Origin of the sequence: Pseudomonas sp. R62 (assembly GCF_000257605.1) — a bacterium.
Taxonomy (GTDB): Bacteria; Pseudomonadota; Gammaproteobacteria; order Pseudomonadales; family Pseudomonadaceae; genus Aquipseudomonas; species Aquipseudomonas atacamensis.
The window spans coordinates 2497579-2499824 of the sequence record NZ_JH635998.1 but is presented as its reverse complement, the minus strand read 5'-3'; the positions used below and the strand labels follow the sequence as shown (position 1 = coordinate 2499824).

At 63.0% G+C, this 2246-nt stretch carries 2 protein-coding genes and 1 pseudogene; 1 reads left to right on the top strand and 2 read right to left on the bottom strand.

Annotated features, from left to right (window positions below; all coding sequences use genetic code 11):
• On the bottom strand, window positions 1-473 hold a 473-nt coding region (locus OQK_RS31235), incomplete at its 3' end, for a M20/M25/M40 family metallo-hydrolase (RefSeq protein ID WP_038860898.1).
• Between the two features lie 156 nt (window positions 474-629).
• Here OQK_RS31235 and OQK_RS12250 point away from each other — a divergent pair.
• Window positions 630-2000 carry a CYTH domain-containing protein gene (locus tag OQK_RS12250; RefSeq protein ID WP_016772645.1) on the top strand — a complete coding sequence of 457 codons (1371 nt, stop codon included), beginning with the start codon at window positions 630-632 and terminating at the stop codon, window positions 1998-2000.
• 181 nt (window positions 2001-2181) lie between these two features.
• On the opposite strand, the pseudogene OQK_RS31230 reads toward OQK_RS12250, so the two are convergent.
• Window positions 2182-2246: pseudogene (locus tag OQK_RS31230) on the bottom strand (AsnC family transcriptional regulator); the annotation flags it as partial.

Below are 2246 nucleotides of genomic sequence, written 5' to 3'. Positions count from 1 at the left end.
CCCAGCGGTTGCCCGGCCTCGGCCAGCGCGCGGGCGCCGGACATCGAGCTTTCTTCGTCGCAGGTGGCGAGGATCAGCAGCGGTTGCTTGAACGGCTGATCAAGCAGCGGCTGCACGGCTTCGATGATCAGCGCGAAGAAACCCTTCATGTCGCAGCTGCCCAGCCCGACCCAGCGGCCATCGACTTCAGTGAGCTTCAGCGGGTCGGTCTGCCACAACGCGTCGTCATAAGGCACGGTGTCGCTGTGCCCGGCCAGCACCAGGCCGCCGGGGCCGCTGCCGAAACTGGCGAGCAGATTGAATTTGCCGGGGCTGACCTGCTGGATATCGCAGCTGAAACCCAAGTCACCGAGCCAGCCCGCCAGCAGATCGATGACGGCGCGGTTGGACTGGTCCAGGTTCGGTTGGGTACAGCTGACCGATGGCGCGGCAATCAGCGCGGCGAACTGGTCTTGCATGGACGGCAATGGCATCACTGACTCCAGGTCCCGGATTGAGGCCCACTATAGAACCATCCGGCGCGCGGAATAAACCGCCGCAGGGCGTAGGAAGTTTGACTCCTGTACACTGCACGGCCTTGGCAGCCACCCATTCCCCCGGCTGCGCTCCCGATTCTGGATGTTCCGGCCATGCAAAAAGAAACTGAAATCAAACTCCGCGTCAGCCGCGAAACCCTCGCTGCCCTGCGCGAGCACCCGCTGCTGAAGAAACGCAACAAAAGTGGCTGGGAACGCCGTGAGTTGATGAACCAGTACTTCGACACCCCCGAGCGCGACCTCGCCCAGGCCAAAGTCGCCCTGCGCCTGCGCAAGGACGGTGACGAAGTGATTCAGACCCTCAAGACCCGTGGCCAAAGCGTCGCCGGTCTGTCCGAGCGTAACGAGTACGACTGGAAACTGCCGAAAGCCAAGCTCGATGTGAAGAAACTCGACGGCGAATGCTGGCCCGAGGCGCTGGCCGAGCTGGACAAGAAAACCCTCAAGCCGATCTTCACCACCGATTTCGTCCGCGAGCGCGCCGAAATCGCCTGGGGCCGTGGCAAGACCAAAGTGGTCATCGAAGCCGCGCTGGATCTCGGTCACGTGGTGGTTGGCAAGCAGAAGGAAGAGATCTGCGAGCTGGAACTGGAACTGCGCGAAGGCGAGCCTGCCGCGTTGCTGGAACTGGCTGCCGAACTGGCCGAAACCCTGGCGCTGATGCCATGCGATATCAGCAAGGCTGAGCGCGGTTATCGCCTGCACGACGCCAACAGCTACTCGCTGAGCCTCCCGGCGCCGCAGCTGACCAGCGAAACCCGTCTCGACGACGCCTTCGCCGCGCTGAGCTGGCATCTGCTCGGCAGCAGCCAGCGTCTGGCTGAACAATATCGTTTCAACGGCCACTGGCGCCTGTTGCAGGACTGGGTCGAGAACCTCGCGGAAATGCGCGCCCTGCTCAGCAGCCTCGGCCAGGCGGCGCCGCGTCAGTCGACCCACGATTTGCGCGTGGCCCTCGATGCCTTGCTCGAAGACTGGCGCCCGTTGGTGCAGGTCGGCATCGAGGACGACGACGTGCGCAAGGCCGCGCCTGAGCAGTTCCTCGAAGAGCTGGAAGACCCGCGCTGGGGCCAGTTCTCGCTGAACGCTTCACGCTGGCTGCTGGCCCGCACCTGGACTGCCGACCGCAACACCCGTGGCAACCGTCAGGGTGACGCGCAACTGCACAGCTGGTTGCCGCGTCTGCTGGGCGAAGAAGCCACTGCTCTGCAGCTGCAACGCTATCAGCAGCAGCCGGAAGATCTTGCTGAACAACTGCCGCGTATCGAACGCATTCAGGTCTGGTTGCACCACGCGCGCAACGTGCTGGACATCCCGGAAATGGATCGCCTGTACGGTGAGCTGAACAAACTGGCGCAACTGGCCAACGAGCCGACCATCACCGACGAACTGCTCGATGCACGCAAGCATCAGACGATTGCGGTGTACCAGAATCGCGCCTGGAAGATCCTGCTGCGCAGCTAAACACCTTCCCACCTGATCGTTCCCACGCTCTGCGTGGGAACGCCTCAATGGACGCTCTGCGTCCGCTTTGGGACGCAGAGCGCCCCGGGCTGCATTCCCACGCGGAGCGTGGGAACGATCAAGCGGGGACTGCTGCGCAGCCCAGCGGGGATAAATCCCCTCGCCACAAAAGCCATTCGTGCTAGACCGGCAGGCTCGTGGTGGACTTGATTTCAGAAAGCGCCACAATCGAATTCACTTCCTGTA

What these genes read in the sequence shown, in the direction of transcription:
- OQK_RS12250 (WP_016772645.1), top strand. Translation starts at nt 630, where the DNA reads ATGCAAAAAGAAACTGAAATCAAACTCCGCGTCAGCCGCGAAACCCTC.